The 22,202-nt window shown below is 54.2% G+C and carries 16 protein-coding genes; 6 read left to right on the top strand and 10 right to left on the bottom strand.

Annotation, left to right across the window (positions count from 1 at the left end; genetic code table 11):
* The first annotated feature begins 36 nt into the window (after positions 1-36).
* Both SH527x_RS14110 and SH527x_RS14105 read left to right on the top strand, forming a co-directional pair.
* The gene (locus SH527x_RS14110; RefSeq protein ID WP_437191315.1) at positions 37-753 is read left to right on the top strand and encodes an IS4/Tn5 family transposase DNA-binding protein; all 717 of its coding nucleotides are present in this window, start codon (positions 37-39) and stop codon (positions 751-753) included.
* Positions 702-1,562, top strand: a complete 861-nt coding sequence (locus tag SH527x_RS14105; protein ID WP_437191314.1) for an IS4 family transposase — start codon at positions 702-704, stop codon at positions 1,560-1,562. The genes SH527x_RS14110 and SH527x_RS14105 overlap by 52 nt, the downstream gene beginning before the upstream one ends.
* Positions 1,563-2,811: 1,249 nt before the next feature.
* Here the strand turns inward: SH527x_RS14105 and thrS are convergent.
* The 8 genes from thrS to SH527x_RS14065 form a co-directional block, all read right to left on the bottom strand.
* Positions 2,812-5,001, bottom strand: a complete 2,190-nt coding sequence (gene thrS, locus SH527x_RS14100; protein WP_437191313.1) for a threonine--tRNA ligase — start codon at positions 4,999-5,001, stop codon at positions 2,812-2,814.
* Positions 5,002-5,294: 293 nt separating this feature from the next.
* On the bottom strand, positions 5,295-6,959 hold the full coding sequence (locus SH527x_RS14095) for a flagellar hook protein FlgE (protein ID WP_437191312.1): 1,665 nt from the start codon (positions 6,957-6,959) through the stop codon (positions 5,295-5,297).
* A gap of 87 nt (positions 6,960-7,046) precedes the next feature.
* Complete coding sequence (locus SH527x_RS14090) at positions 7,047-7,436, bottom strand: flagellar hook capping FlgD N-terminal domain-containing protein (protein WP_437191311.1); 390 nt, start codon at positions 7,434-7,436, stop codon at positions 7,047-7,049.
* A gap of 43 nt (positions 7,437-7,479) precedes the next feature.
* Positions 7,480-9,759, bottom strand: a complete 2,280-nt coding sequence (locus SH527x_RS14085; RefSeq protein ID WP_437191310.1) for a flagellar hook-length control protein FliK — start codon at positions 9,757-9,759, stop codon at positions 7,480-7,482.
* Between the two features lie 296 nt (positions 9,760-10,055).
* Entirely contained in the window at positions 10,056-11,003 is a 948-nt protein-coding gene (locus SH527x_RS14080) for a sigma-54 interaction domain-containing protein (protein ID WP_437191309.1), read from the bottom strand.
* A 30-nt stretch (positions 11,004-11,033) separates the two neighbouring features.
* Positions 11,034-11,441, bottom strand: a complete 408-nt coding sequence (locus SH527x_RS14075) for a hypothetical protein (RefSeq protein ID WP_437191308.1) — start codon at positions 11,439-11,441, stop codon at positions 11,034-11,036.
* A complete protein-coding gene (locus SH527x_RS14070; protein WP_437191307.1) occupies positions 11,428-12,429 on the bottom strand; it encodes a tetratricopeptide repeat protein in 1,002 nt (333 codons plus the stop codon). The genes SH527x_RS14075 and SH527x_RS14070 overlap by 14 nt, the downstream gene beginning before the upstream one ends.
* Positions 12,426-14,987, bottom strand: coding sequence for a tetratricopeptide repeat protein (locus SH527x_RS14065; RefSeq protein WP_437191306.1), 2,562 nt, complete (start codon positions 14,985-14,987; stop codon positions 12,426-12,428). Before SH527x_RS14065 ends, SH527x_RS14070 begins: the two co-directional genes overlap by 4 nt.
* Positions 14,988-15,148: 161 nt before the next feature.
* On the opposite strand from SH527x_RS14065, the gene SH527x_RS14060 reads away from it, so the two are divergent.
* The 4 genes from SH527x_RS14060 to SH527x_RS14045 all read left to right on the top strand — a co-directional run bounded on the left by SH527x_RS14060 (position 15,149) and on the right by SH527x_RS14045 (position 19,838).
* Entirely contained in the window at positions 15,149-15,454 is a 306-nt protein-coding gene (locus SH527x_RS14060; protein ID WP_437191305.1) for a hypothetical protein, read from the top strand.
* Between the two features lie 104 nt (positions 15,455-15,558).
* Complete coding sequence (locus SH527x_RS14055) at positions 15,559-16,971, top strand: flagellin (protein WP_437191304.1); 1,413 nt, start codon at positions 15,559-15,561, stop codon at positions 16,969-16,971.
* Positions 16,972-17,308: 337 nt separating this feature from the next.
* Positions 17,309-19,300 carry a flagellar filament capping protein FliD gene (gene fliD / locus SH527x_RS14050; protein ID WP_437191303.1) on the top strand — a complete coding sequence of 664 codons (1,992 nt, stop codon included), beginning with the start codon at positions 17,309-17,311 and terminating at the stop codon, positions 19,298-19,300.
* A 118-nt stretch (positions 19,301-19,418) separates the two neighbouring features.
* Positions 19,419-19,838: a flagellar protein FliS gene (locus SH527x_RS14045; RefSeq protein WP_437191302.1), complete on the top strand. Its 420-nt coding sequence runs from the start codon at positions 19,419-19,421 to the stop codon at positions 19,836-19,838.
* Between the two features lie 47 nt (positions 19,839-19,885).
* Here the strand turns inward: SH527x_RS14045 and SH527x_RS14040 are convergent, their stop codons facing one another.
* Both SH527x_RS14040 and SH527x_RS14035 read right to left on the bottom strand, forming a co-directional pair.
* Positions 19,886-21,319, bottom strand: coding sequence for a sensor histidine kinase (locus tag SH527x_RS14040; RefSeq protein ID WP_437191301.1), 1,434 nt, complete (start codon positions 21,317-21,319; stop codon positions 19,886-19,888).
* A gap of 136 nt (positions 21,320-21,455) precedes the next feature.
* Positions 21,456-22,187, bottom strand: a complete 732-nt coding sequence (locus tag SH527x_RS14035) for a response regulator transcription factor (RefSeq protein ID WP_437191300.1) — start codon at positions 22,185-22,187, stop codon at positions 21,456-21,458.
* Positions 22,188-22,202 lie beyond the last annotated feature (15 nt).

The following is a 22,202-nucleotide window of genomic DNA, read 5'->3' as shown; positions in this document are numbered from 1 at the left end:
GCATGGCCTGTGCTCTGCAAGGCACCTGACCGGCGTATGGGACAGGGACCCTCCCTTCAACAGGCTCCATGGATGCGGAGTTTTCAGCGCTGGCCTGGTGATACTGGCAGGCGGGAACTGTTCCTGCAGGCCACGGAGTGCCGCCTCATGGATGTGGTTCCTCAGGAGTGGGCAGCGATGGAGTTCTCAACATGCCAGCTGGGCGACAAGCGACGGACCGACCGGCTCATCAAGGCCGCCGCTCAGGTGCTCGCTCGACCAGATGGCAGCACACCCCGGCAGATTGAATCCTGGTCGGACTGCAAAGCCCTCTATCGTCTGATGGACTGCGAGGAGGTCAGCTTGGCAGCGATCACCGCGCCGCATTATGAAAGAACCAGGCAGACAGGTGGGCCGGGTGAGACGTATCTGATTCTCAACGACACCACCGAGATTAACTACGGCGGCAAACGCAATGCCCGCGGCTTGGGACTGGTGGGCAAGAACACCGGTCGCGGCTTCTTTCTGCATTCAGCGTTACTGCGCGATCCTGTGACGCAGCAGGTGATTGGCCTGGCCGGTCAGGAGATCCTGTACCGCAAAGGGAACACGAAGAAGGGAGCGAAAAACTCCCGCAGACGCGATGCCGATCGAGAGTCGGCCGTCTGGGGAAGCTCATCGATCAGGTCGGTGCTCCCCCGGCAGAAGTCAAATGGCTGCATGTGTGTGATCGGGGTGCCGATGACTATGAAGTCTATTGTTATGCCCACTTGAACCACTGCGGCTGGGTGATCCGGGCCTGCCGTCTGAATCGGATCATCCTCACGGAGGAAGAGGCACTCACCACGCTGGAGGAGCACCTCGATGCTCAGCCTGTGCGTGGAACGCAGACATTGGAGGTTCCCGCCACTGCCACTCGTGCTGCCCGCACCGCTCAGCTGGAACTGCGATTCGCCGCGTTATCGCTCCCCAGACCGCAGGTGACCAACACCTGGATTCGCGAGCATGCCCCTCAAGAACCGCTGCGGATGTCCGTCGTGGAGTTGATTGAAGTCGATCCCCCTGTGGATGCCGAACCGGTCCGCTGGGTGCTGCTGACCTCAGAACGTGTGGAATCAATCGCACAGGCACAGCAGGTGATCGGCTATTACTCGCAGCGCTGGGCGATTGAAGAATATCATAAGGCGCTCAAGACCGGCTGCCGGGTCGAAGAGCGTTATTATGAAACGTCCGAGCGTTTAGAACGCATCACAGGATTATTAGCGATTGTGGCGGTGCAGCTGTTAAGGCTGCGGACGCTGTCCGAAGAGACCCCGAATGCCCCCGCCCGGGAGGTGGTGCCAACCGAGTGGGTGGAGACGATCGTCAAGGTCCGTCAGCGTCCCGGCCGACAGGCGCCGCAACTGTGCGCGAAATCCCTGACGATCGAGCAGTTCGTGAAACACCTGGCCGGTCTGGGGGGCCACCTGGGCCGCAAGTGCGACGGTCGTCCTGGCTGGCAAACCCTGTGGTACGGCCTTGAAAAACTCCTGCTCATCCTCCGCGGCTCCCAACTGCAAAACCAAAAATGTGGGGAACATTGAGGTCGCGACCCACCCTACGTGACTGAACCCTGTTCGACGAGGTTTGGCCGAACGTGCGGAAGAGTGGGAATGGTCTAGCGCCCGTTGGTATGCGGGATTGCCCGGCCGGTTGGAGACGGATCGAACTTTACCCAGTCTGGACGAATAATTCCTGAATAAGAGGGCATTGAGGAAGTAAAACCAAATGCTTCAGGATACTTGATATCGGGGTCGGGATAGATGATGTGTGATTCTCAATGAGAACATACCACGCCCTTCCTTGCGTCAGGGCGTGCCTCCGGCCGCCTCAATGGAGTCTATTACAGGAGGGGCCCTGTCCCGCACACAGCATGCCACACCGGAAAATTCAGCAATTTCCAGAAAAAACAATTCCGACCTTATCAAAATGGCAATATCATCCGGTAGGAATGTGGGTAACATTGAGGTCGCGACGCACCCTGCGTGACTGGGAGTCGATCGGTCATGCAGGGGTTCTCAATTGCTCTATCCAGCCGAACTCGTTGGACGTACACCACTAATGTGACCGGACGTACACTAATATTGACGGAGGCTCGTTCAAATGGAAGTTCGATCTGATGCTACGCGTATCGAAGTACCGTCGGAGATATTAAAATTACTGGACGATAATAAACTTATACAGATCTGCAATATAAAGTCGACGACGGAGGAGAATGTTCGCAACAACGGTGTGAATGCTTCGCTCTCTGGTACATCTTTGTTCGGCTCCAATGAAGAAGTGTTCATAAAAAGCTTGAAAATGAAGTTGTTGAGGATGTTTCGCTAGAATAGACACAATGAATATTTGCTGAGAGTGTCCTTTTAGCACGCAAGGTTTGTGTTTGTTGACGGTGGTGAGCGGGCGGGTGACACGGTTCGGGTAGCACGCCCTGACGTCAGGAAGGGCGTGGTGCGTTGTTTTGTTGAGATTCAGGAATATCCCACACTCCAGCAAGATTCAGGTGCCCTCCAGCATTTGATTCTCTTTCATTGATGCTCTTCTGTTAGGAATCATCGTCCCGACGGGGTAAAGTTCGATTCGTCTCCAGACTGCTGGGTGACTGGGCGATGTCTGATTTGTTCTGTCGAAGTGGACGTTCACGGGCTTGCACTCCCCTTGGGAAAGGTCCACGCCCTTCCTTACGTCAGGGCGTGCCACTCAATTTACTCTTCTTTAAATAAAGAAAGAGCCGCTCACTGGGGTGGGCGGCTCTTCGTGTTGATTAAGTTGTTAGCTTAGTGCGGGACGGGTTTAGTAGTCCGCACCGGATGTTGAGTCGGTTCCGGAATCTCCGAAGCCGCTGAACGATCGTTTGACTGCCTGGCGAATGACTCGGTTGTCACGCTCGGCAACAAGCTTTGCGATCGCGTCGTCGACGGTCATGAAGCCAAGATCGCCGTCGATGCGGTCTCGAACCGAAACACCGCCTTGATCGCGGTCTTTCGGACCAACGACCAGCATGTAGGGGATCAGGTCCAACTGTGCGTCGCGAATCTTCTTCTTGACGTTGGCAGATTGCTTGTCGATGGTGACGCGGAAGCCAGCCTGTTGCAGTTTTGCTTTCACTTCGTCGCAATAAGCCAGCATCTCGTCGTTCAACCCGAGGATGCGGACCTGCTCTGGAGCGAGCCACAGCGGGAATGCAGCGGCGAAGTGTTCAATGAGCATTCCGACGAAACGCTCCAGTGACCCGAACGGAGCACGGTGAATCATCACCGGGCGGTGTGTCGCATTGTCTGCACCGACGTATTCCAGCTTGAACCGCTCTGGAAGGTTGTAGTCCAGCTGCACGGTTCCCAACTGCCATTCACGGCCGATTGCGTCGCGAACCATGAAGTCGGCTTTCGGGCCGTAGAACGCTGCTTCCCCTTCGCATTCGGTGAAGTTCAGCCCGCTCTCCTGAAGCACCCTTCGCAGAGTCGATTCAGCATTGTCCCACAGCTCTGGTGACCCGACATACTTGTCTGACGACGGATCACGCTTCGACAACTGTACGCGGTAATCATCGAGGCCGACGCTGCCGAGAACGTACTTCACCAGATCAAGAGTGTCTTTGAACTCCTGCTCTACCTGCTCTGGGGTACAGAACAAGTGAGCATCGTCCTGAGTCAGTCCTCGAACGCGAAGCATCCCGTTCAGTTCGCCGGATTGCTCGTGGCGATAGACGGTTCCGAACTCGGCGAGACGCACTGGCAGGTCGCGGTATGACCGTGGAATCGCCTTGTACATCTGCACGTGGTGCGGGCAGTTCATTGGCTTGAGCAGGTAACGTTCCTGCTGCTTTTCCCATTTCGTGAGATAAGCAAACTTCTCATCGTTGGTGCCGGATTTTGGATAGTCATTGAACTGACATCCCAGATCCTCAGCCGTTGCCAGAAAGTCTGTTTCGAACTTCTCGCTCAGTTCGTTTTCTGCCAGCTTCTGCTTCCAGTTGTCGACCAGTTGGCCGGCTGGGTGCCCGAAGATTGGTGCGAACTGCGAATCACGGTAGTACGGGAAGTGACCGCTGATCTCGTACAATTCGACTCGCCCGACGTGAGGCGAGTAAACAGGTTCGTACCCACGACGAATCAGTTCCTGCTTGATGAAGTCTTCAAGCAGTGCACGAACCGTCGCTCCCTTTGGAAGCCACAGCGCCATCCCCTGCCCGACGTCATTCGAGATGGTGAACAGACTATGCTGTTTTCCAAGGACTCGGTGATCGCGGCGTTTCGCTTCTTCGACCTGATCGAGATGAGCCTGCAGGTCCTTCTTGTCGAAGAACGCGGTTCCGTAGAGTCGTTGCAGGTGACGGTTGCTGGAGTCCCCTTTCCAGTAGGCCCCGGCGACGCTCAGCAGCTTGAATGCTTTGATACGGCCGGCATCTGGAATGTGAGGCCCACGGCACAGGTCGACGAATTCTCCCTGACGGTAGAAGCTCAGGCTCTCGTGCTCGGCGAGACCGGTGGCGATGTGCTCGGTCTTGAGTTCCTGATTCATCGCCCCGACGAACTTGATGGCTTCATCACGGCTCAGCGAGAACCGTTCAAAAGGTTCGGAGGCTTTGATGATGTCTTCCATCTCTGCTTCGATGCGAGGAAAATCCTCTTCGCTGATCGGAGTCTTCAGATCGAAGTCATAGTAAAAGCCGTTACCGGTTGTCGGGCCGAATGCCAGTCCGACCCCTTCGTAAACTCGCATGACGGCTCGGGCCATCACGTGGGCGCAGGAGTGCCGCAACACGCCAAGAGCAGCTGCATCTTTGGTTGTGAGCAGCTTAACCGGGATCGGGTCGGCGTCGGTTAACTCTGAAAGTGGACGAGAGGCGTCGACGATTTGCCCGTTGATCTCGGCGGCGATGGTCGCATTTGCGAGCCGCTCTCCGATGGACCGTGCGACATCCAACGCGCTGGAACCGGCTGGATACTCTTTAACTGTTCCGTCTGGAAGCTGAATCTGCATGGCTTCAAATACTTTCTGCAATCGGTTGCGTGGCCGCCGTTACGAGGGGCGACACTTCAGAACGATACCGCTAAGAGTTGTTTCTATGAGAGGGGCCCGGCTGAGTCCAGTCCGAGACGGAGTGCGAAGCCGGAACCAACCAAGGATTCGCAAAAACTTCCGTTGTGATCCGTCACGGAAACGGCGAATACGATTCAGGTTGGAAAGTTTTGATGGAAACGAATCAGGCTGGAGTGATCATGTGACGCACTCCAGCCTGAATAGAAATCTCAGTCAAATTGCCTGATGACGGCTTAGCGAATCAGGTTTGTCAGTTCCTGCAGGATGTCGTTCGTGACGGTGATTGTGCGTGCATTCGCGGAGAACCCCCGTTGTGCGACGATCAGTCTTGTGAACTCGACAGCGACGTCGACGTTGGATTGTTCGAGCTGTCCGGCGCGGACAAGTCCGTTTCCGTTGGCTCCGGCTCCCCCGATTCGCACGTCACCGCTGCTCATGCTGGATTTGAAGAAGTTGCTGCCGACCGCTTCGAGACCTTCCGGGTTGCGGAAGCTTCCAATTGCCAGCTGAGCGATTGGGAACTCGACGCCGTTGCTGGCGACCCCTTGCACAATCCCTGATGTATCCACCTGAACGGAGGTGAGAATCCCGTTGCCGTATCCGTCCTGAACGGTTGCGATCGAGGCGTCACCAGAGAATGACGTCAGTCCGCTTGCGGCCGAGCTTCCCCCGTCCATCACGATGTTGAATGTTTGTGGATTCGTCTGGCCTTTGAAGAGAATCGTGATGTTGGTGTCACCCAGGCCGGTTCCTGTTGCCACACTGAAGTTGCGATCATCACCGAATGTGATTCCGCCGATCGAGCCGTCGACGACTGTCCCGTCTGCTGGGTCCAGCAGGATGTTCAGATCCCAGGTGCCATCGACCTGCTTGGTCATTTCAAAATTGACAGTGTGAGCTCCCCCACCGGCGTCATAGACCGGAATCCCGCCTCGTACTACAGCACCATCGGCTCCCGGCGTGGAAACGACAAATGATCCTGAACTGAAGTCGGCCTGACCGGCGTTTGAAACTCCATTTGTCAGCGTCAGACTGAGGAACGACTTCCCAGTGTTATCGGCTTGAACTGAGAGTGATCCGTTCGCACCGATCGACGCTGTGGCATCAGGGAATGCGGTGTTCAACGCGTTCAAAAGATCGCCTACGGTTGTCGTTGGGCCGACCGAGAGTGTGGTGCTGACGGCTCCTCCATCGGCGTTGGTTCCACTCATGACCAGCGAATCGCCAGCCTGATAGGCGGTGCTCACAAAGTCGAGTGAGTTCAGCAATGTTGAAGATGTAGCGGCAACACCACCGGCCAGCCAGTTGGAAGTAGACAGAGTCTGCTGAGCTGGTGTGGATCCGTTGGCAGGCAGATTTCCGACCAGTTGAACGCTTTGAGTTGCTCGACCCGGTACGTGGGCACCGAGTGGAATATAGACATTCGAGTTACCCGCCGTCTGAAACGATGGGAAGCCGTCATTGTCCTCTCCCGCCGCTCCGAAGCGTTGGACAGGGTATCCGGTGGAGGCATCGACGAGCATGCCGGTCTGGTCAATCAGGAAGGCGCCGGCGCGTGTATAAAGGTTTGAGGTTCCGTTATTCACAACGAAAAACCCTGCACCGTCAATGGCCATATCAAGGTCACCGCCGGTCGATTCCAGTCCCCCTCCAGACATGTTTGTCCGTACGGAAGCCAATCTGCTGCCTGTTCCGACCTGAACTGGATTGGTTCCCCCTGAGACGCCTGGCGTCCCGCTCGAACCTCCTCGAATCGTCTCGTACAGCACGTCAGAGAAAAGTGCGGTTCGCTGCTTGTAGCCGACGGTGTTCAGGTTGGCGAGGTTGTTGCCGACAATCTCAATCATCTTCTGGTGAGATTGAAGTCCGGACACTCCGGTGATCATTGCGTTGGCCATGGCATGCCTCTTAAAGCGACAGTACGAAGTTGTATTAGAATGCGATGAAGGTCAGTGACACTCGATTGCTGCGGTCCATTCCTGTGATCAGGATTGCGTTGTCGATGGGACTCCGATGCGAGAAATGTCGTCGAGACTGACCTTCTCGTTGTTGACTGAGACCTCAAGCTTTCCGTTGTTCACAGAGGCTGACGTCACAATTCCAGTCTTGTTTGATTGAGTGATCTTTGAGTAGTAGGTCACTTCGTTCCCGATTAACCCGGCCCCTTGTGTCAGGGACTGGAGCTTGAATAGTTCAGAGAAGTTGGCGTTCAGGCTCTCAATCCCGCTCAGAGTCGAGAACTGGGCCATCTGCCCGAGAAAGTCTTCCTGTTTGGTTGGCTCCAATGGATTCTGGTACATCAATTGGGCTGTCATCAGTTGCAGGAACTGCTGCTGCCCTAACTGCGATGAGATCCCGGTTGCTGAAGTCGCCATGTTCAAACGTCCTGTATTTCAATAATCGCTTTGACTGCGAATGTCATGCTCGGAAGCTGATTTCGCCTGAGGGGCTTTCGGTCACGGATGAAGCCGCTTTTGCTGCGGTCTGACCTGTTGTCTCGTGCCCGTTCTCATCGACTTCGGCTCGATGTCGTTGCTGATGCTGGCTGTCTCCAAACGATTCTGTCCCGTGTTGAAGGACATTGAATTCCGTCAGGGCGACACCTTGGTTTTGCAATGAGCTGGAGATCTGTTTTGTCTGGTTCTCCACCATTGCTCTGGTTTCTGGAGAATCAGCGGAGACCTGGATCTGCAGTTCCCCTTTTTCGTTGCGATGAATTTCAATGACCATCCCTCCCAGTTCTTCCGGGTCGAGACGCATCTGAAATTTCTGGACTCCTTCAGCATCCGTCAGGTTGATCTGCTGAACCAATTGCTGAGTGATCTGCTCGGTCAGGCTTGGCTGTAAGTTCGAAAGAGTCGCTGACTGGAGCTGGTTGCCGAATGTCTGTTCGACCGGGGCAGCGATCTGCGCCATAGTCTCGACGGCACCATCCGTTCGTGGAGTGACACGATCCGATTGAGCCGAGGAATTGCGATCATCTGTTGATGATTGGAACTCTGGAGAGCCGCCTCCCAGATCGCTTGTCGTCGAAGTCAGTGTTGGCTGGGTAACGACTGGATTTACGTTCGGTTCAGATGCAGTGACTGGAGTTTGAAGAACAACAGCGGAAGACAATGATGATTGAGCGGCCCACTCGCTGGTCGGTGACTCGTGATGATCAGTTGTCTTCGTCTGTCGTGTTGGAAGGTGCTCTGTTACTGATTCTTGGGTCGTCTGAGCAGGTTGTTGTTCTGGCTCGGGAGAAAGTCTGTCCTGCTCATTTGCGATCTGAGATTCGACCACAGTTCTGTTGGCCGTTACGTTTTCAGTCAACGGTGCCTGCAACGTGCTTTGTGCTGCAGGAGATGGCAACTGGCGGTCGGGCTCTCCTGTGCTGACCTGATGTTCTGAAGACAGCTGACCTGATGCGCGCTCGAAGTGCGTTGGCTGCGTCGGAACCGTGGTGACTGGTTCAGGCGAATGTTGCTGAGTCTGGTGCTGATTTCCAGTGATCTCTGCCGCGGCCGTTGGGGCATTTCGCGTCTGATTGAATGTGGTTTCGATCTTGGTTGTGATTGGTGCGGTCGACTGTGATTGCGATCGATTGTCAGGCAGAGGTTGAGGCTGTGGCGAAGTTGGAGGCAACTCTCCAGCCAGAGTTCGCGGATCCTCAGTGTGATCAACTGTTTGCAAAGTGCGAACACCATGAGGTTCTTCTGAACTCGCAGTGCGCGGCACAGTCTGTGAGGATGAGTGTGTCTCTGGTCGTGTCAGATTAGCGGTCTGAGACGGATTCGCAGTGAACTCGAATGGAGTCTGACGCAGCAGTGAGTCGGGCTCGCTCACTGGTTGAGCATGGACAGCCGGATGCGCTGCCGGATCAACGTGCTCATCCTGTGTGGCATTATTGAACTGTTCGAGATCGCGAAGTTGTGATGGAACTGGAATCTGTTGTGGAAACGCGTTCAGGACTTGGGCAAGCACTTCATCAGGGATTTCGTCAGACTGATCTGTTGTTCCTGCATCCAGTTCGGGAGCGAGATCTACAACCTGTGAATTCGCGGTCGGCTGAATCTCTGAACTCACCGAACTCACAACGGCAACCGCATTGAGTCCGTTCTGGTTCAGACTCGGCGTCAGAGTAGACCGCACTTGCAGTGGAATCGATTGTGTTAGCAGAAGCCGATCGAGAACGAATGAGGCTGGTTCCGGTGGCGCAGTCTCAGTACCAGAGAGAAGGCTGGCCCCAGTGTTCTCTTCAATGAAGCTTTGTTCGTGGACTGCTGGGAGTGTCGGAGTTCTCAGCTGATCTGGAAGTGGGAACTGTGTTGCCGTTCGATCAGCGATCGTGTCGAGCGAAAGCGCAATCTGCCTTGTCACAGAACCGTGAATCGCACTCGCGACGGAACTTGAGATCGGCGTCGTTACTGGATTCTCGATGGCAATACTGGCGGCCGAACTTGAAGCCGTTGCGCTTGTTGCCTGTGGAGTCGCAGATTGTTGCTGAAGCTGACTCAAGAGCTGACTGAAGTCTGTCTGCCAATGATCAGGCTGTGCGTCACCAACCGGCCAGAGTCCGGTTCCGTTGATATTCTGAGGGGCAAAAAACGATTCCAACCCGGCAAGCGCCGCGTCACCTTGATTCAATGTCAGATTCAAAAGCGACAACGTCTCGTTCCCGGCCTGATGCGTACTTAAGTGGAATGGAAGTCGCATCCATGCTGCCGGAATGGTCAGAATGACATTGTTAATGACATTCTTTCCGGTTCAATGTTGATGCCCAAAGCCGTGATAAGCAGTCTTCGTTCCAGTCCAAAAGATTTTTGGATGGCGGTGTAGCAGAATTAGGCACAACCAAAGGCGGCGCAAGCGTTTTGCATCACTTTTTAAAAGTGTCACGACCCATCGGCAGGTGCTGCTGGTGGAAGGAACGACCATCTTGAAAGCGGAAATTTCTTCCGACGCGCAGTCCGTGCCGGTTTGCGAGCGGCTACAAGAGGGACTGATGCCGTCTAGCCGACGTAACCGAGTTTGCGGTAGTTCGTCACCTTATTGCGTAGTGTTCTGGCGGTCACGCCTAGTGCCGCTGCGGCCTCGTTCTTGTTTCCACGACAGCTCTCCAACCGCTTGAGGATGACTCGACGTTCAATCTCTTCGAGCGAAAGCTGATCGAAATCCTCTGGGATCTGAATCGTGTCAGGGATATGGAGTTTCACAGGAGCCGCCGGGAGTTCGACTGAATGAATCGTCTCCGAGGTCGCAAGAATACAGCAGCGAAGGATCACGTTTCGCAGTTCGCGAACGTTGCCCGGCCAGTCATATTCGCAAAGTTGTTCCATCACAGGGCGAGTCACTCCGCGTACTGGACGCTCCAATTCGGACTGAGAACTCTGGATGAAGTAATTGACGAGCGCCGGAATGTCGTCGCGACGCTCACGCAGTGCCGGGATCTCCAGCGGGAGGACGTTCAGACGATAGTATAAGTCCGGCCGAAAATTCCCTCGTTCTGATTCGTTCGCCAGATCACGGTTGGTGGCGGCAACAACACGGCCAGTCATCGGGATCGTTTCGTTTCCGCCGACTCGTTGGAACTCACGCTCTTCGAGGACTCGCAAGAGTTTCGCCTGAACACCGAAGGGGAGTTCCCCAATCTCGTCGAGAAATACAGTCCCGTTCGCCGCGATCTCGAACCGCCCTCGTCGCGACTGATGAGCACCGGTGAATGCACCTGCTTCGTGGCCGAAAAGCTCACTTTCAATCAGACTTTCCGACAGGGCCGCACAGTTCACCCGAACATATTCCGCCTGCGCATTGCGGCTCTGCTGGTGAATTAAACGTGCGAGCAGTTCCTTCCCGGTCCCGCTCTCGCCTTGCACCAGGATTGTGACGGTGCTTCGAGCAAAGCGCTTCGCCCGCTCAAGTACCTGCAACATGGCTTTCGACTGAAATATGATTGACATCGTCATCTCCTTCCCAGTGGGAAGTGCCGTTTATCTGATCACCTGTTGATAGGCCTTCTGCATTTGCTGATGACGAACAAGTGCGTCGACCTGTGGCAATGTTGCTTGTCGATGTTGTTGCATCTGGTGCTCCATTGAATTGATCTTGTGAACCAACTCAGTGAGCAGTTGTTCGTGACGCTGGAAAATGACTTTCACATGGGAATCCGCCTGAAATCCCATCGCCAGCCAGCGTTCACGACAAGGGGCGAGTTCAATCTCAATCTCTTGTGCCTGCTTCATCAGCGGATCAAGACGGCTCAGACATAATGAGATTTCCTCGGCGGTCGGGTTCGCTTGAGGGAGTGCGTTCTGAATCATCGTCAGCGCACGTCGGTAGGGACCTTCTGCACGTTCGAGTAATGACAGTAACTCTGTCTGCAGATTACTTTGTTCCAAGTGTGGCAATTTCTGTCTCCCACGCTTTGATGGTGGTATTCAGACGTTGAATATCCCCCTGCAGCTTCGACTTCGAATCGAGATTGCTCAGCCACCAGTGAGCCTGTTCTTTGACCCAATCTGCCTCAGGTTGAGCAATCACTCCTCGATAGAGTTTGCGAGCTTCGTCAATTCGGCCTGCGCGACGATGACAACATCCCTGCATATACATTGACCAGACTTGTTCTTCTCTGGTGAGATGTGAAAAGTCGGTTTGTTCAAGGACTTTCAGACAGGATTCGACATCTCCGGTTCCGAACAGGCTGTTCGCAAGTGCAAACCGGTCAACCTGACCTGAAAACGGTTCTGCTGGTCCGGCGACTGGCTTTCCGTCAGGATCGGCCTGTTTCGGAAGAGGATTCAGTTCAGGACGATTCCCGTTCGAAACCATTCCGGCTTCTGGATCTGTCGGTTTGACGATGCCTCTGATGGCAGGATCATTTGTGGATGCTGTGTTTCCGCCCATCACGCCGGGAAGTAGTTGCGGCGGGACACCGGTTTCGGACGGCTTTGGCAGCATGTTGTCAGTCGGAATCTTTGCTGCGTTAATTGTCGTCGGAGAACCAGCTGGATTTGATGGCGAGGGTGCAGTCACCGGTGGCTGGGAACGTGGCTGAGATTGCGGTTGCTGGTTCGATTGAGTTGGCGGGGCTTGAATCAACCCTGACAGCTCATCCAGCTTGGCTTTCAGCTCGCGGAATCTCTGTGCTTTCTGCTCCTGAAGATCGTCCCCAACACCGGGACCTTCGCTCGATAGCAACTCTGAAGCGGCGCTGCTGAATGCATCGCGATCCAGTAGCGGAATCGCCTCGGCATGTGCTTCGACCTGACCAGCATCTCCCCAAGCGATTGGCGACATCGACAGTGCGAGACACACCGACAGGATCGCTGTGTTGAACCGAGTAACTGGTCGTGGGACTCCAGGATGACAGTTTCGAACAGTTTTCATCGCACTCCCCCTTGGATCAGGCCGGCGCTGGTTGCTGGTTGAGCGGGAGCAGCCTCGGGAACGACACCAGTAAAGCATTGCACGGATTCTTCGTATTTCCCTTGTGACTGATAAGACTGCCCCATCAGTTTCAGGGCTCGACGATGTTGGTCTGGTTGTGAGGCCTTTTGATTCAGGATGTCCCGGCAGAGTTGAATCGCATCGTCGAAGCGGCTTTGTCGATATGCGGATTGCGCCTCGACCAGCAACGAATCAATGTGAAATGACTCCGGTGTCTGAACATCGGCGACGGCATGTTTTCCACTTGGAAGCTTGGATAACAGTTCCGGTGCATCCGACAGCAATGCGGATCGCATTTTGTTTTGAAGCGGGAATGGATAAGAAGAGATCAGGCAGTTCTGGAACGTCTGGATCGATGCGGAGGTCATTCCGGTATCACGATAGGTCGTTCCAATCAACCAGCTCCAGTGACCTCCAAAACATTGCTTCATGTCGAGGTTCGTCATGGTCGCAATCACATTGGTCCCCGCCCGAAAGCGTTCGTTGTCGTCGATTGTTGAGCGGTAGTGGGCCAGACTGGAAAGGAACGCGGCCTGATCTCGAACTGCCGGAGCTTCCAGGACGATCCGGTGGTCCATAAGGATGCTGTTGGCTCGTTGAAAGTGATTCAACATCAGATACGCCGAAGCGAGCTGAAGAGAGATCAATGCTTCGTGTCGGGTTCCGATCGACAGCGACACGGCTCGAGTCAGTGGTGTTGTGGCTGCTCGTGGATCATCAGCTTCCAGATGAATACGGCCTGCATACAGGTAGCAGACGCACTCCAGAGTCTCTCCTCCCATCATGTCTGCGGCACGATAGAATGCGGTGCTGGAATCGCGAGGGCGTCCCTGACTCAAGTACAGTTTCGCGAGATTGAACCAGGCGTTTGACAGGTAAGGGGATCGCGAGGTCCGTTCGATCACATTCTGCAAAGCAATCGAGGCAGAAACAGTATCACCGAACATCGCCTGAAGTCGGGCGAGTTCGATCTGAGACGCGACAGAATCCATATGTTTTGGTGCAGATCCAATCGCCAGCTGTAACAGGCGAGTCGCCGCCTGCCGACGGTATTCAGAGATCTGGTTCACATTCGCAATCTTCGCCGGGATGACTTCAACCCCGGATTCCTGCCAGGTCCAGATACATTCGACAGGTTCCAGCAACGCGTCCAACGCAACAGACAGTGGCAGGTCAACACAATGTGGTTCGAGTGTGGACGTGCCGAGTTGTGCTGGAGTTTCTGTCGCTGCCCTGATCGGAATGCCGGTTGCCTGCGACACGCGATTCAGAACGTGGTCGAGATTGGTTCGATCAAATCGAAAAGAAATGACAATGTCATCCGGCGTCATCCCGGTTTTCCTGACGATATTGACGCCCGGTCTGACTTTGGGACTGTTGCTTTCCGGCACGGACAAAATCTGATTCAAGGTCTGAATCAAATGTCGTGGGCGAAGTTCCAGGTTGGGCGAAAGGAACAGTTCGTCTCGCAGGAACGGATCTGCCGCGATCCCTGTCACTGAGGGAAGCTTCACTCTGGCAGACGTCAGCCAGGCAAGCTGATGAAGCATTGATTTGTCTGTGCCTGTGTATGTTCCTTCCAGCAACACCCGAAACAGTGATGCGGTGGCAAGTTCGCTACGGCCGGAAGCGGTCCAGATGCGCGCCTGCCCCTGAAATCCTGCGACACGAATTGCCGGGTGAGTCGCTACTTCCAGAAGCTTGCGATAGGCGGACTGGGCTCCTCGCAGGTTCCCCAGCATTTCTTCACACAGTGCGATCTTCAAAATCAGCAGCGAGTCACTGGAGTTCGTCGTTGTGTAGAACTCTCGCAGGTAGCCTTCTCTGGCTTTGCGAAAGTTTTCTGCCTGAAAGGCGAAGTCCGCTTCTTCAAGGACACTCTCATCACTTGAGCGGAATGGTGAAACGAGGTCAGGCGGAACGGCCTTGTGTTCGGCAGATCCGCCAGTGCTTGCTGATTTGAATGGCTGAACCGGAGGGCTCTGAGGAGAAGCATGAGGCGTCTCGGCCAGAGTCGGAGCCTGAGGCGAAGGAGCGTGTTGATTCATCGACTCCGGAGAAGATTCATTCTTCCGGGAAGCTGCCATCTCCGGTAATGGATCGTCTTTCATCTCCATCAAACCGTCGTTGATGGCGTTGTCTGACATGCTCTGACCGGCGACCCGTTGATCCCCAAGCTCGTGTTCGCCGAGTTCCTGATCTCCAGCGGGAAACGCTTCTTCAGCCACTTCTGCAATGACAGAGGCTGAGGCCGATGGTCCGGCCTCATTGGCGAGATCGGCAGATTCGGCGTGCAGGTTGGAATTGTCAGAATCGGCAGTCGCCTCTGGGGGAGCTGCCGTTGCGTCGTGCGCAATTTGTTTCTGAATGACAATTCCTGCGGCCATCCCGCCAGCCATGCAGATTGCAGCAGTCAACACCAGCAAGAGTCGCCGGAAAGGAAGCGCGAAGCCGGTTCCTTGAGCGGGGACTTCAGTCTGGTTGCTGCCGGAGGTCATCTTTGATCGGGATTTTTCAGCAGAGGTGGTTTAATCGTTAAATTCAACGCAGTCTCACTGACTATCGGTTCGGAGTTCTTTTGGAATTCAGTAAAAAGTACGCAAGTTACGTGAAACGCCCTCGATAACTCGTTGTCCCGAGTCTTCAGGAAGTTTCAGAAATGCAGATTCGTCGAATTGACAACGAGCCACATCTTCAAGCTCAGCCCAACGCTACGCCGCGTGCTCATGCAGAGTCACAGGGCAACGATGGGGTGTCGCAGACTCGTCAGCAAGCGGGAAACTCTGCTCTGCGGACTGAGGCCGATGCTCAACTGACGACGCTGGTTGAACGCCTGAAAACACATATCAACGTTCGTGAGGATGTTGTTGCGGCCGCCAAAGAGAAGTTGGCAGCTGGATCCTTTTCAACACGTGCGTCAGCTGAGCAACTCGCGGGATCGAATCTGCGTCTGAATTATTTCTGATCGTCCAATTGAATCGGGATGGCATCAAGGAGTGAAAACGTACTGCAGGAGGCAGGACACATCACGACCCGGCGGACTCACCCCCCCACTAAAGGTTTTCGTCCATGGCTCTGACTATTGCGAACAATGTCACTTCGCTGAACGCTCAAACGAATCTCGGCCGCGCTTCCAGCGCCCTGGCCACTTCGGTTGAACGGCTGTCCTCCGGTTTGAAGATCAACCGCGGTGCAGATGGTCCTGCTGCCCTGGTGATCTCTGAAAAGCAACGTGCGCAAATCGCTGGCTTGAAGCAGGCAATTGATAACTCAGAGAAAGCTGTTTCTCTGGTTCAAACTGCTGAAGGTGCTTTGAGCGAAATCAACGACCTGCTCGTGAAGGTTCGCAGCCTCGCACTCGATTCCGCCAACGCCGGTGTGAATGACGCCGACGCCATGAGCGCCAATCAGGCTGAAATCACCAACGCCCTGGATACGATCAACCGCATCGCCTCCAACACCCAGTTCGGCACGAAGAAACTGCTGGACGGGTCTGCAGGGATCAAGGGATCCGCTTCCAATGCAAACGTCCAGTTCCTGAAAGGAACCAGCGACACTGCATCAGGTTCTTATGCAATCGCCGTGACGACTGCTGCTGAACGTGCAAACGTCGAAGCTGGAACAGATCAATCAGCTGCACTTGCTGCTGATGAAAACCTGACCGTGAACGGTGTTGTCATTTCGCTGAACGCCGGGATGACCCAGGCTCAGGTGGTCAACCGCGTTAACGAGTTCACCAGCCAGACGAATGTCACTGCTGACGTGAATGCCGGTGCTCTTCGTTTCCGTTCAGGAAACTTCGGAAGTGCAGAATCAATCAATGTCATTTCTGACGTGGCTGCAGCAGGGACATCAAGCGGTGTTGGCACGACTTTGATGACCGACACTGGCGTTGATCTTGTTGCAACAGTCGGCGGAACATCATTCTCCGGTGTTGGCAATACATTGTCTGTCAATTCCGGAGCCGCAAAGGGCGTCGTGTTCCAGGTTGCAACAAGCGGTGCAGACCCTGTTTCAACAGTCACCGGTGCTCAAGGCTCAATCACTGTTTCCAACGAATCATTGACCTTCCAGATCGGTCCAAACCAGAACCAGACCGCTCGCGTCACAATTGATCGTGTTGACGCTGCGTCTCTCGGCCTGGGTGTCACTGGAAACCAGTTCGCAAACCTGTCCGCAATCGACGTTACTTCAGCTGGTAAGGCTCAGGACGCCATCGGCGTCATCGACCGAGCGATCAACGATGTGACCAACCTGCGCGGATCACTCGGGGCATTCCAGCAGAATACCCTGTCCTCAACTGCGAACAACCTGCGTACGACTCTGGAAAACACAACCAATGCAGAGTCCGTGATTCGTGATACTGACTTCGCTTCAGAAATCGCGGAATTCACAAAGAATCAGGTTCTCGTTCAGGCTGGAACTTCAATTCTGTCCAACGCCAATCAGATTCCTCAGCAGATTCTCTCGCTCCTCCGCTAGTCGTAAGTTAAGTGCGTTTCTCCTGCTGTTTTTCATTTCCGACAGAACAGGACCAACCGCACTGACAAGATTTGCGAGTTGAACGGCGAATGAGCTGCCATTGAGCATGGGACCTCCCCTGTTGAATGGCAGCTATTTCTTTTGAATGACGCGACGGAAGGCAGAACCGGAGTCCGCACAGGCAGAAGATCCGGTGACCAGCTCAAATGGAATAGATTCCCCAGATCGGGGAGTCGCCGCCAACTTTGGAAAAATCATTTCGAACAGGGGCATCTTCACAACCCCCTCCTTCCCGCTAGTCGAAGACAAATCGCAGCAAGGTAAGTGAGAACTCGCAATGGCGAACATCAATATCGGTGGATTGGTCTCCGGGATCGATCCTGACAATATCATCGAAGCGATGATGAAAATTCAGCAGAACCAGTTGGATTTGCAGAACGTGAAGAAGACGAGTGCCGAAACGAAGAAAACGGCATATCAGTCCATTCAGACTCAACTTCTCACGCTGAGAACGACGGCATCCGCGCTGGCCGGTACCACAAATAATCCATTCGATGCACGAATGGTTCAGGTTTCGAGTGCCGAGTCGCTGATTGCATCTGCCAGTGCCCGAGCAAACGCCGGGACGTATCAGATCAAGATTCATTCCCTTGCTGCGGCCCATACAATTGCTTCTCAGGTCGTGCCGAACCCTGACTCTGCAATCACTCAGGGAACATTCAGCATTCGCGTGGGAAACGGGGCTCAGGCTGACATCGTCATCGATGACTCAAACGATTCCCTGACAGGCCTCGCCGACTCCATTAACTTCGCGAACGTCGGAGTGACAGCCAGCGTCGTGCAGAATGGAACCAACTCTTATCGCCTGATGTTGACCGGGAACAAGACGGGAGAGTCGAACGAAATCACGATCTCCAACAACCTCGCGAGCAGTTCCGGAAATGCGGTGAAGCCGGAGTTTGATTTTGACAACCCGGTACAGAGTGCCAGAAACGCAGTCGTCTCACTCGGAGATGGGGCCGGGGCGATCTCGGCCAGCAGTGAAACGAATACTGTGACGAATTTGATTTCCGGGGTCACCTTGAATCTTCAGGCGGCCGATCCAGCGAAGTCAATTTCGGTGACAGTGGCTGCAGATTCAGAGAAGGCAACCAAAGCCGTTTCAGATTTCGTCGCCGCGTACAACAGCTTTCTCGACTTCATCGACGAGATCACCAAATACGATTCTGAATCCGATGTCGGAGCGGTTCTCCAAGGAGACTATTCCGTCGTCAACCTTCGCAAGATTCTCCAGTCGACGATCCAATCAGTGATTCCTGAGACGCCATCGAAGGCAAACCGGCTCAGTGCGTTGGGGATCACGACTTCGGATACCGGCCGTTTGACAGTGAACGAAACTCGGTTGCAGGAGTTCATTAAAGGGAACGTCGACGGCGTTGCGACATCTGATTTGCGGCAGTTATTTGCTGTGAACGGAAAGAGTACGACCGGTGGGATTACCTTCGTCTATGCAAGTGGAAAAACCTCGGCACCTGCGTCTCCAATTCAGGTGAACGTCACTCAGGCTGCAGAGCGTGCGTCATTGACTGGGAGTTCTGCGGTCCAGGAAACGACGGTCATCGACAGTTCGAACAACTCCTTGCGCATCAATCTTGATGGAGTTGAAGAGACCCTGATCCTGAAAGATGGAACCTACAATCGAAATGAACTTGCGAATCATGTTCAGGACGTGATCAACGGGCATTCCGCCTTTTCTGGACGATCTGTGCGAGTTGGTCTGGATGATGTAAATCAGCTGTCGATCAATTCAGAAAGTTACGGCAGTACGTCCCGTTTGACCATCTACGCCAGTTCGGCAGTCGCGACTCTCGGCTTCAGTGGTGGCGAAAGTGCCATTGGAAAAGATGTGGCCGGGGAATTCATCGTTGATGGCAAAGTAGAACAGGCCAAGGGAAGTGGGCGTATCCTTACCGGCAATGAAGACAACACTTACACAGCAGAGTTGCAGATTCGCGTCTCTCTGAACGCATCGCAGGTGACTAGCGGAGTCGAGGGATCGATTACTCTGACCCGCGGGGTCGCATCTCGCATGAATGCAGCAATTGATCAGCTGCTTGATGGAGAACGAGGCGTACTGGTGACGAAGAGCAATCAGTTTTTGGCGCAGATCGAAAGTGTCGAAAAGCAGATCGCCCGTCAGCAGGCGATGTTTGATAAGCAGAAAGAAAATCTGCTGCGGCAGTTTCAAGCAATGGAAACCGCGATCCAGAGTTTGCAGACCACTGGAAACCTGATTGGGGCTCAGCTCTCAGGCATCACAAAAATGTAAACCTGAGTTCCTTCAGAACATCCTGTGACTGCGTCAAAGTCGTCTTTTCGAAGTCATCCTGTTCCCGCGTGTCGGTCAGCCGCCACTTCAATTTGTCATCGAGTCGAGGGAAGCCATCATGTACGGACACAACGCTTATCGTAAGAACGTTCAAACGGCGTGGACTCGCGTTGACATGCTGCTCGCTCTTTACGATTCAACCATCCAGTGTCTTGATGACGGGATCGATATTCTGAACCGAGGCGATGCGACGGCCTATCCAGCAGTACAGATCAAGGTGACCGAACGGATTCTCTACCTCGTGGATGGAATCAATGTCGAGTCTGGTAACGTTGCGACAAACATTCATGATCTGTGCGTCTTCTGCATTGGCCAGATTGCGACTCCGACCGTCGAATCATGGGTCTCTGCCAGAGAAGTGATGACAACGCTCCGGGAAGGTTTTCAGGCGATTCGCGAAGAAGCGATTCAGCTGGAAGCCACTGGTGAGATTCCCCCGCTATCGATGTCGAGCTCGCAGACAATTGCTCATGCATAGCACTGCGATGTGACACATTCTAAGAATGTCTTCGAACTGCAAACTTGTCACCGCGAAGCGAGCTGAGTGGCTGTGAGCGTTGCAGGATTTTCGGCAAGTGGCAGAACGACCTGAATCGTTGTCCCGACTCCTTGTGTACTGCTGCAAGTGATGCTTCCGTTGTGTGCGTTCACAACGGCTTTGCAGATCGAAAGTCCCAGACCAGTTCCTCGTACGGCCGGCTCTCTTCCCCGGCCGCGGTCTCCCCGAAAGAATCGATCGAACACTCTGGGAAGGTCTTCCTCCGAGATCCCGATTCCCGTGTCCGCAATCGTCAGTAGGGCCGTGTTGTCCTTGTCGTGTCTTTCGAGCGAAATCTGAATCGTTCCGCCAGCGGGGGTGTATTTCACGGCGTTGTCGATGAGATTGTTCATGACTTGCCGTAGATAACGCTGACTACCTGCAACGAAACATTCGGCGTTTGAGGTCAACGTGAGCGTGACGCCGTTTTGCTCGGCGACCCCATTGAACATCTCTGTTGCCCGATAAATGACGTCATGGATCGGCACACGTTCCGGGTTGTGACCCCAGGGAGAGTTCTCGGTTTCAGTGAGAACCAGCAATTGATTGACGAGCAACTCAAGTGAATTCAGCTGGTCGATCAGGTCCTCCAGAAGAGACTGTTCGTCTGGCGGCAGGTCCCGTCCGTCCAGTGCGACCTCGATGGAACTGCGAATTGCCGCTAATGGAGTGCGGAGTTCATGCGCAGCATTTGCGAGGAAGTCTCGACGTTGTTTCAGGTACTCGGCGATTCGGTCAAGTAACCCGTTGACTGTCTTTGCGAGGAGATCGAGTTCGTCGTTTGTGCCCCGAAGTTTCAGTCGTTCATCAAGTCTGGTTGGGCGTAGTCGGGAGGCAGTCAGAATGATATCGCCGATCTGCTGTGTCGCCCGTTTCGCCAGCCAGTAGCCGGAAAGTGGCGCCAAAAGTGCAATCATCAGTAAAGCGATGGCGACAAGACTGTCGACGCGTTTGAGTTCACGATGCACGAATTTGAGACTCGCCCCGACAGTGATTAATCGGACTCCGTTCATCCCTTCATCGATCTCGGCGACGATGAGCCGGAATTCCCCGCTTTCAAAGGGTTGCCTCGCGCGAACTGGTTTCGACAATTGAAGGTTCTTCGGGGCGCCTTCGCTTTCCCAGACAGTCCGGCTTTCAGCATCTCTGAGGACGGTGAACCAGGAGTGCTGTCTGTGTCCTTGCGACTTTCGGTTCAGCTCATCCTGCAACATTGAAAACTGGATGGGTGGATTCTGTTTCAGCCCGAGCGAAACTTCCTGCACATCTTCCTGCAGTAGCTGATCGAATTCGCGATAGAGTGCCCATTCGACCCCCTGACGAACGAAAATCAGCGTACTCAACGTGATGAGCCCCACGACGAAGGCATTCATCATCGCGAGTTGAAATCGAAGTGTTCGCACGATTCGTCGAAATTCCATCACGCCGATTTTCAGTTACAGAAGTGGAAGTGACATCGTGTTTAGATAGAAAATCGTTCGCGATGGGGAACAGACCGGCATGTGAACTTGCAGCCGTGCTGTCGGTGCTTCAGTGGGAAAAGTTGAATCCTGATGCTCAGGTGACTCGCATCACGTAACCGCGCCCTCGAACGGTCTGGATCAGTTGCTTATCGAAATCTCGGTCCATCTTGCCGCGGAGCCGGTTGATGTGAACTTCAATCACATTGGTCACACCTTCCCAGTCTGATTCCCACAAATGTTCACAGAGCATTTTACGGGTGACGACCTGATCAATGTGTCGCATCAGGAACTCAAGCAATCCAGATTCGGTCGGAGTCAGATCGATCTCGCGTCCTTCGCGGAAGAAGCGTCGAGTGGAAAGGTCCAGAGAAACAGGACCGATTCGCAAATGCTGGCTGACGACCTTTTGAGTTCGTCTGGTGACCGCTTTCAGTCGTGCGAGTAGCTCTGGCATTGCGAATGGTTTGACCATGTAGTCGTCGGCGCCCACTTCAAGGCCGTCGACTCGCTCCTGAACAGACCCGAGCGCGGTCAAAATCAGAACAGGAATCAGATTGCCAGCGTTTCGAATCGTTGCCAGAACATCCAGTCCGGACTGGTCTGGCAACATCAGGTCGAGGACGATCACATGGAACTGACCGGCCTGAAGTGACTCGATGCATTCCTGACCGCTGCGTACCCAGGTGCAACGGTTTCCGGCATCTTCCAGCCCTCGGGCGACGGCTTTGCCTAACACCAGATCGTCTTCGACGAGGAGGATGTTGTACGGTGATTTCTCCAGAGTGGCAGTCGTGTCAGAGTCTTTCTCATCCCAGGATTGGGCCACGTTTCCGTCCTCTCA

The sequence above is a fragment of the Planctomicrobium limosum genome (assembly GCF_051465645.1).
Classification (GTDB): Bacteria; Planctomycetota; Planctomycetia; order Planctomycetales; family Planctomycetaceae; genus Planctomicrobium.
The sequence above is the reverse complement of the archived record's forward strand: the minus strand, read 5'-3'. Positions and strand labels throughout refer to the sequence as shown.

Bases quoted from the DNA above. Each gene is read 5' to 3' on its own strand.
- SH527x_RS14110 (WP_437191315.1), top strand. From the start codon at position 37: ATGGGACAGGGACCCTCCCTTCAACAGGCTCCATGGATGCGGAGTTTT.
- thrS (WP_437191313.1), bottom strand. From the start codon at position 5,001: ATGCAGATTCAGCTTCCAGACGGAACAGTTAAAGAGTATCCAGCCGGT.
- SH527x_RS14095 (WP_437191312.1), bottom strand. From the start codon at position 6,959: ATGGCCAACGCAATGATCACCGGAGTGTCCGGACTTCAATCTCACCAG.
- SH527x_RS14090 (WP_437191311.1), bottom strand. From the start codon at position 7,436: ATGGCGACTTCAGCAACCGGGATCTCATCGCAGTTAGGGCAGCAGCAG.
- SH527x_RS14085 (WP_437191310.1), bottom strand. From the start codon at position 9,759: ATGCGACTTCCATTCCACTTAAGTACGCATCAGGCCGGGAACGAGACG.
- SH527x_RS14080 (WP_437191309.1), bottom strand. From the start codon at position 11,003: ATGTCAATCATATTTCAGTCGAAAGCCATGTTGCAGGTACTTGAGCGG.
- SH527x_RS14070 (WP_437191307.1), bottom strand. From the start codon at position 12,429: ATGAAAACTGTTCGAAACTGTCATCCTGGAGTCCCACGACCAGTTACT.
- SH527x_RS14065 (WP_437191306.1), bottom strand. From the start codon at position 14,987: ATGACCTCCGGCAGCAACCAGACTGAAGTCCCCGCTCAAGGAACCGGC.
- SH527x_RS14060 (WP_437191305.1), top strand. From the start codon at position 15,149: ATGCAGATTCGTCGAATTGACAACGAGCCACATCTTCAAGCTCAGCCC.
- SH527x_RS14055 (WP_437191304.1), top strand. From the start codon at position 15,559: ATGGCTCTGACTATTGCGAACAATGTCACTTCGCTGAACGCTCAAACG.
- fliD (WP_437191303.1), top strand. From the start codon at position 17,309: ATGGCGAACATCAATATCGGTGGATTGGTCTCCGGGATCGATCCTGAC.
- SH527x_RS14045 (WP_437191302.1), top strand. From the start codon at position 19,419: ATGTACGGACACAACGCTTATCGTAAGAACGTTCAAACGGCGTGGACT.
- SH527x_RS14040 (WP_437191301.1), bottom strand. From the start codon at position 21,319: ATGGAATTTCGACGAATCGTGCGAACACTTCGATTTCAACTCGCGATG.